Origin of the sequence: Dietzia sp. DQ11-38-2 (genome assembly GCF_014145055.1) — a bacterium.
In the GTDB taxonomy this organism is placed as follows: Bacteria; Actinomycetota; Actinomycetes; order Mycobacteriales; family Mycobacteriaceae; genus Dietzia.
In genome coordinates this window covers 1-7,522 of record NZ_JAALDW010000109.1, presented here as the reverse complement: position 1 = coordinate 7,522, position 7,522 = coordinate 1, and the positions used below count along the sequence as shown (strand labels likewise).

Annotated in this window: 7 protein-coding genes; all 7 read left to right on the top strand. The window is 69.8% G+C overall.

The window, feature by feature from the left end:
* The first annotated feature begins 143 nt into the window (after window positions 1–143).
* The 7 genes from G6026_RS04270 to G6026_RS04240 all read left to right on the top strand — a co-directional run bounded on the left by G6026_RS04270 (window position 144) and on the right by G6026_RS04240 (window position 7,390).
* Window positions 144–713: a hypothetical protein gene (locus tag G6026_RS04270; protein WP_182612344.1), complete on the top strand. Its 570-nt coding sequence runs from the start codon at window positions 144–146 to the stop codon at window positions 711–713.
* 131 nt (window positions 714–844) lie between these two features.
* Window positions 845–3,889, top strand: coding sequence for a Na+/H+ antiporter subunit A (locus G6026_RS04265; protein WP_182612343.1), 3,045 nt, complete (start codon window positions 845–847; stop codon window positions 3,887–3,889).
* Window positions 3,886–4,509, top strand: a complete 624-nt coding sequence (locus tag G6026_RS04260) for a Na(+)/H(+) antiporter subunit C (protein ID WP_182612342.1) — start codon at window positions 3,886–3,888, stop codon at window positions 4,507–4,509. Before G6026_RS04265 ends, G6026_RS04260 begins: the two co-directional genes overlap by 4 nt.
* The gene (locus tag G6026_RS04255) at window positions 4,506–6,131 is read left to right on the top strand and encodes a Na+/H+ antiporter subunit D (RefSeq protein ID WP_107757392.1); all 1,626 of its coding nucleotides are present in this window, start codon (window positions 4,506–4,508) and stop codon (window positions 6,129–6,131) included. Before G6026_RS04260 ends, G6026_RS04255 begins: the two co-directional genes overlap by 4 nt.
* 1 nt (window position 6,132) lies before the next feature.
* A complete protein-coding gene (locus G6026_RS04250) occupies window positions 6,133–6,735 on the top strand; it encodes a Na+/H+ antiporter subunit E (RefSeq protein WP_107757393.1) in 603 nt (200 codons plus the stop codon).
* Window positions 6,732–7,025, top strand: a complete 294-nt coding sequence (locus G6026_RS04245) for a monovalent cation/H+ antiporter complex subunit F (RefSeq protein WP_107757394.1) — start codon at window positions 6,732–6,734, stop codon at window positions 7,023–7,025. Before G6026_RS04250 ends, G6026_RS04245 begins: the two co-directional genes overlap by 4 nt.
* Entirely contained in the window at window positions 7,022–7,390 is a 369-nt protein-coding gene (locus G6026_RS04240) for a monovalent cation/H(+) antiporter subunit G (RefSeq protein ID WP_107757395.1), read from the top strand. Before G6026_RS04245 ends, G6026_RS04240 begins: the two co-directional genes overlap by 4 nt.
* Window positions 7,391–7,522: the final 132 nt, after the last annotated feature.

Here is a 7,522-nt window from a genome sequence, read left to right as displayed (position 1 = left end):
GTCCGCCCCGCCGTCTAGACTCTCCCGCCATGCGGAAGATTCTCGTAGTAACCGGACGTAACGGGGCCTGAAGACCGGCACCCCCGTTGCGTGGTTGCTCGATCTCCGTCGGTCCCCGAACCGACGTCCGAGACGAGAACACCATGCGCACCACCGCACCACACCATCCGACCGGTCTTCCCACCCGGCTCACCGAGCGCGTGAGCAGGGCGACCCCCCCTCGCACCACCGCTCCGGGCGCCTGCCCCTTCGCCGAGCGGTTCGGGCGCCGCCTGCCGCGCGGCTTCGCCGACGAGGCGGGGACCCTGGACTGGCGGGAGTTGCTCGACACCTACGCGCCGTCGACCGACCACTTCCACCTGGCGGACTTCTCGCGTCGCCCCCTGGGCCGCGGGATCACCGCATATGAGGCGATCCTGGCCACCCGGGACCCCTCCGCCCCGGGGGAGTTCACCGCCCACCGCCTCACCACCGAGTCCTGTGGGGACCTCACCGCCATGTCCGAGATGCTGGGCCGGATCGGAGCCCGCGTGGAGATCGAGCGCTTCCACCAGTACGAGGGTGACGCGTTCGACGGTTCCGAGTCCTGGTGCACGATCCTGCGGGCCACCTGCGGCCGCCGAGCGACCTGGGCCATGGGTTTCGGACGGTCCCCCTCCGAGGCCTCCATCGCCGCACTCCTGAGTGCGGCGACCCTCCTCCACCTTCGCTGAGAAGGGCCGGGACGGAGGCCTTCTGTAAACTTCCCGGAGAACCCAGACCCTGGTCGACCTCCGGCACCCGCCCCATCAGGCGGGAGCGTCCGCGTGTCGTGTCCCGGTCCACATCTCGAGAGGAGCCGCCGGTGATCGCGATCCTCTCGGCCCACGCCGTGGCCACCCTGATCGCGATCCCCCTGGTGCTGAGGTTCGGTCGCCGGGCGTTCCTCGTCCTCGCCATGGTGCCCGCCGCGAGCGCGGTGTGGGTCGCCGCCAACCTGGACCGCGTCCCCACCGAGTCCGTCCGGTGGGCGCCCGAGATCCACCTCGCGCTGGACCTGCGGATGGACGCCCTGTCGGCGCTCCTGGCCCTCATCGCCCTCGGCGTGGGCGCCCTGGTCCTGGTGTACTGCACCTGGTACTTCCAGGACGACGAACCGCGCCTGCACCTGTTCGCCGCAGAGCTCGTGGCCTTCGCCGGAGTCATGTTCGGCCTCGTCGTGGCCGACAACATGATCCTCCTCTACATCTTCTGGGAGATCACCTCCGTCCTGAGCTTCCTCCTGGTCGGCCACTACGCCGCGCGGGCCACCGCTCGTCGCGCGGCCACCCAGGCGCTGCTCGTCACCACCCTCGGCGGTCTGGCCATGCTCGTCGGGATGATCATCCTCGGCCAGTCCGCCGGGTCCTACCTGATCAGCGACGTGGTCTCCTCGCCGCCGTCCGGTCCGCTCATCCACTGGGCACTCGTGCTGGTGATCGTCGGAGCCGGCAGCAAGTCCGCGATCGCGCCCCTGCACTTCTGGCTCCCGGGCGCCATGTCGGCCCCGACGCCGGTGAGCGCCTACCTGCACTCGGCGGCCATGGTCAAGGCCGGCGTCTTCCTCGTCGCCGCCCTGACCCCCGGCCTGTCGGGCTCGTCCACCTGGCAGCTGCCGCTCATCGTGTTGGGTCTGGTCTCGCTCCTCATGGCCGGGTGGCGGGCCCTGCGCGAGACCGACCTCAAGCTCGTGCTCGCCTTCGGCACCGTCAGTCAGCTCGGATTCCTCCTCGTCCTGGTGGGTATCGGGTCGCGCGACACGATGCTCGCCGGGCTGACGATGCTGCTCGCCCACTCGTTGTTCAAATCGGCCCTGTTCATGTCCGTCGGCGTGATCGACAAGACCACCGGCACCCGGGAGATCCGCGACCTGTCGGGGCTGGGACATCGCCGTCCCGCACTCGCTCTCGTCTTCACCCTCGCCGCCGCCTCGATGGCCGGTCTGCCCCCCTTCCTCGGCTTCATAGGCAAGGAGGCCGCGTTCGCCACCGTCCTGTCCGAGGAGCGACTGCACGGGATGCCGTCGTTGGTCGTCACGGCGGGGCTCGTGGCGGGGTCCGTGCTCACCTTCTCCTACACCGCTCGGCTGGTCATGGGCGCGTTCCGATCCAAGCGCTCCTTCCCCGGCGGCGTCAGCCCCGCCGTCGCGGGATCCCGACCGGCGGGAGCACTGTTCCTCTCGGTGCCCGCCGTCCTCGCGGTCTCCGGTCTGGTGCTGGGCCTGTGGAACGCCCCGGTCGAGGAGCTCATCGCCCGCTACGTCGACGTGGCGTTCCCGCCCGGGAGCCCGTGGCGCGGCCCCGAGGGCTACCATCTCGGGCTGTGGCACGGGATCGGCATCCCGCTCGCGCTCACCCTGGTCGTCTACGTGCTGGGCACCCTGCTCTACGTGGCGCAGCGGACCGTGGAGAGGATGCAGTTCGAATCTCCGGCGCTCGGCAACGCCGACCGGATCTACGACGCCGTCCTGAGGTTCTTCGACACGCTCTCCCTGCGCCTGACGGCGAGCATCCAGCGCGGCTCACTCCCCCTCACCCTGGGCATCATCCTCGTGACCCTCGTGCTGTTCCCGTTCGTCTCGCTCCTCGCCGGGACGCGCGAGGGCCTGCGCATGGAGTTGTCCTCGAACCCCGTGGTGCTCATCGTCATGATCCCCATGGCGCTCGCCGCGGTAGCCGCGGCGGTGCTGCGCAACCGCCTCGCCGCGGTGATCTGCATGTCCGTCACCGGGTACGGACTCGCCGTGATCTTCGCCTTCCACGGCGCCCCGGACCTCGCGCTCACCCAGGCCCTGGTCGAGACGCTCCTGATGGTCGCGTTCGTGCTGGTGCTGCGCACGATGCCCGCCGAGGTCCCGCTCTCACACGGTTACCGCCGACTCCGGGCCTGGCTCGGGATCGGCGTCGGTCTGCTCGTGGTGATCACCGGTGCCTACGCCATCAACGCGCGCCAGCACCCCGCCGTCTCGCTCGACTTCCCCGACATCGCCTACCGGATCGGCAACGGCGCCAACGCCGTCAACGTCACCCTGGTGGACATCCGCGCGTGGGACACCCTCGGCGAGATCACAGTTCTCCTGGTCGCGGCCACCGGCGTGGCCAGTCTCGTGTTCCGCAACCGTCGCTACGGTTCCGGTCCGCGCCTGGCCGACGTCGACAAGACCCGCTCCGGTCGACGCGGCGTCGAGGCGGCCCGGATCGTGATCGAGGCTCCCGGCGCGAGCCCCGGCCGGTGGCTCGTCGGCGCCACCGTCCGCGACCCGCGCGCCCGCTCGTTGGTCCTCGAGGTCACCACCCGGCTCGTGTTCCCCACGATGATGGTCCTCAGCCTGTTCTTCTTCTTCGCCGGCCACAACAACCCCGGCGGCGGGTTCGCTGGTGGCCTGGTCGCGGGCCTGGCGCTGGTGTTGCGCTACCTCGCCGGCGGACGCTACGAACTCGGCGAGGCCGTCCCCGTGGACGCGGGACGGATCCTCGGGCTCGGCCTGCTCCTCGCGGCGGGCACGGCCACGGCGTCCATGTTCTTCGGCGCCCCCGCCCTGTCGAGCGCCACGTTCGAGGCCACGCTCCCGGTGTTCGGTGAGGTCAAGGTCGTCACGGCCTTGCTCTTCGACGCCGGCGTCTACCTCATCGTCGTGGGGCTGGTCCTGGACATCCTCCGCAGCCTCGGCGCCCGACTCGATCTGGACGCCGAGGATCTCGAGGAGCTGCGCGCCATCTACGTGGACGCCACCGCCTCGCCGTCCACCGCCGCCCTGCGCAATGTCCCCGGTGTGGACTCCGACGGAGCGCGGTCCGACCTCGCGGCCCACCGCGCCGCCCGCCGCGAGGCCGCGGAGAACCAGGGCTCCCCCACCGGAGGCACGTCATGACCGCCGATTTCGGGCTGCTCCTGCTCGCCGGATTGCTCTGTGCCGCCGGGGTCTACCTGCTGCTGGAACGGGCGATCATCAAGATCCTGTTGGGGATCATGATCTTCTCCAACGGCATCAACCTGCTCCTGCTGGCCGCGGGAGGCCCGCCCGGCAGTCCGCCCATCATGGGCCGCGGCCGGAGCCCCGACGCCGCCGACTCCGACCCCCTGTCCCACGGGATGATCCTCACCGCGATCGTCATCACGGCCGGCGTCGGAGCCTTCATCCTCGCGTTGGCCTACCGCTCCTACCAGTTCACCACCGCTGATGAGGTCGCCGACGACGCCGAGGACACCAAGATCGCCAAGCGCTCACCCACCGACGCCTGGTCCGCGCCCGACCGGGACCTGTCCGACGACCACAGCACAGGTCAACCCACCGAACTCGGGGACCACGTCGACTACGACGACGACGACCTGACGGACGCCGAGGCGGAGGCCGAAGCGGAGGCCGAAGCGGAGGCGCGAGGTGGGGCCCGCGGGCGCGACGTGCCCGCCCGACTCCCCCGGAGGACGACGCGCCGGAGCGACGGGGACGACCGAGACCACGGAGACGACGGAAGGGAGGGCGGCCGGTGATCTCCCCCGACCTCTTCGGCTACCTCATCCCCTCGGTCGTCCTCATACCCCTGCTCGCCGCGGCCCTGTGTCTGGTGGTCTCCCGCCGACCCCGCGTGCAGAACATCATCACGGTCGTCACCCTCACAGTCGTGCTGGTCATCGCCGGCGTCCTGCTGGTGCTCACCGACCAACACGGCGTCCACACCGTGCAGGTGGGCGGATGGGACGCGCCCGTGGGCATCACCCTGGTGGCCGACCGGCTCAGCGCGCTCATGCTGTGTGTGTCGGCGATCGTCCTGCTCACGGTGATCATCTACGCCGTGGGCCAGGGTGTCCGCGACGGCGACGGCGACCAGCCCACCTCCATCTTCCTCCCCACCTACCTGGCGCTCGCGGCGGGACTGAACGCCGCGTTCATCGCCGGCGACCTGTTCAACCTGTTCGTCGGGTTCGAGATGCTGCTGGCCGCGTCCTACGTCCTGCTCACGCTCGGCGCCAGTCAGGAGCGCGTCCGCGCCGGGGTCTCCTACACCGTCGTGTCGATGGTGTCCTCGATGGTCTTCCTGCTCGGCATCGCACTGACCTACTCGGCCGCGGGCACACTCAACCTCGCGCAGCTCTCCGTGCGGATGACCGAGGTCCCGGAGGGGTTGCGGAACACGATCTTCGCCGTCTTCCTGGTCGCGTTCGGCATCAAGGCCGCCGTCTTCCCCCTGTCCACCTGGCTGCCCGACTCCTACCCCACCGCGCCCGCCCCCGTCACCGCGGTGTTCGCCGGACTGCTGACCAAGGTGGGTGTCTACGCGATCATCCGCTTCCACACCCTCGTGTTCCCCGGTGGGTCCATGGACGGCGTCCTCCTGGTGGCGGGTCTGCTCACGATGGTGATCGGCATCCTCGGCGCCATCGCACAGTCAGACATCAAACGAATACTGTCGTTCACCCTCGTCAGCCACATCGGCTACATGATCTTCGGCATCGCCCTGTCGACCGGGTACGGGCTGAGTGCGGCGATCTACTACGTCGGACACCACATCATCGTCCAGACCACACTGTTCCTGGTGGTCGGACTGATCGAGCGGCAGGCCGGGTCGTCCTCCCTGCGCCGCCTCGGCTCGCTCGCGGTGGCCAGCCCCGTCCTCGCGGTGATGTTCCTCATCCCCGCCCTCAACCTCGGTGGCATCCCGCCCTTCTCAGGGTTCATCGGCAAGCTCGCGGTGGTCCAGGCCGGCGCCGAGGTCGGAGGTCCGCTCATGTGGGTCCTCGTCGCCGGGGCGATGGTCACCAGCCTGCTCTCGCTCTACGTGATGGTGCGCGTGTGGTCCAAGGCGTTCTGGCGTCCCCGGGCCGACGCCCCGGAGGGTGCGGTGGCCCTGGCCAAGCCGCTGGCACTGCTGCCCTCCGACGAGTACGTGGAGTTCGACGAGCGCGAGGAGGTGGGCCGGATGCCGCTGAGCATGGTCGCGCCCACCATGGCCCTGATCGTGGTCTCCTTGTTGATGACAGTCTTCGCCGGCCCGTTGCTCGGGGTGACCGACCGGGCCGCCGAGAGCCTGATGGAGCGGCATGACTACCTGGACACCATCCCCCTCGACGCGACGCCCGACCGCTACGTCGGTTCCGTGACGGGGGTGCGCTGACATGCCCCGCAGGATCGCGGCCCGTCTCGACCCCCGGGTGGTCGGTTCCCGCCTGTTCATGATGCTCTGGCTGACGGTCGCGTGGGTCATGCTGTGGGGCCCGGTCGAGGTCGGGACCATCGTCGCCGGGGTCCTCGTGGCACTCGTGGTGATGGTCCTGCTCCCACTCCCCCGTGTGCCCGTGGAGGGCCTGGTCAGACCTCTGTCGACGGTGTGGCTGGTGATCGTGGTGGCCTACTACCTCGTCCGTTCGTCGCTCGCCGTGGCGTGGCTGTCCGTGCGCCCCCAGGCACCGCCCCGTTCCGCCGTGCTGCGGGCACCCATGCGGCTCAGGTCGGACTTCACGCTCGCCCTGGCCGTCAACACCCTGAACCTCATGCCCGGAGGCGTCGTCGTGCGCGTCGATCCGGTGGCCCGGTACGTGTACGTCCACGTCCTGGACGCCGGCAGCCCCGAGGCGGTCGAGCGGTTCCGGCGCCAGACCGCCCACGTCGAACAGCTGTACTCTCGGGCGTTCGAACGGCCCGAGGACTGGAAACCGAGCCCGCAGCACTACTACGCCCCCTCGGAGGAGTACGGGACCGACAGCGAGGAGCACCGATGAGCCTGACACTGCTGTTGTGGAGCGCGGCCGTGGTCGCCCTCACGCTCGCACTGTTCACCACCATGATCCGTCTGATCGGTGGCCCGGGCACCCTCGACCGACTGATCTCGCTGGACATGCTCGCCGCGATCGCCCAGTGCGGCGTCGGGGTGTACATCGCGTGGAGCAAGGACACCACGGCGGCGGCCGCCCTCGTAGCACTCGCACTGGTCGCCTTCCTCGGATCGGTGTCCGTGGCCCGGTTCCGCGTCAGCGACTCCGCCGGAGTTCACAAGGAGACCCTCACATGACCGACGACCCCAGGGAGATCGTCTCGGCGCTCTTCGTCCTCGCCGGGGCGTTGCTGACCCTCGCCAGCGCCATCGGTCTGGTGCGCTTCCGCGACACCCTGAGCCGGATGCACCCTGCAGCCAAACCGCAGGTCCTGGGACTGGTGCTCGTCTTGCTGGGGGCGAGCATCCGGATCTTCCCCCACATCGACCTGGGAATGCTGCTGCTGGCCGGCATCGTGGCCGTGTGCACCGCACCGGTGATCGCCAACCGAGTGGGCAACCTGGCGTATCACGAGAGCGTCGAGGACGGCACGATCACCCACGAGGCCCCGGTGCTGGAGAAGTTCCAGGCCAGCGAGGCCAACCGGAAGAACACATCCTGACCCGCCGATCGGGTCCGGGCGCCGGGACGACTCGAGCCCCGCTCCCTTCACGGGGGCGGGGCTCGTTCGGTGGTACCGGGCTACCGGTCGATCACGGGGCGGGCTGAGCAGGCGACACCGCGGTCCCGGTCT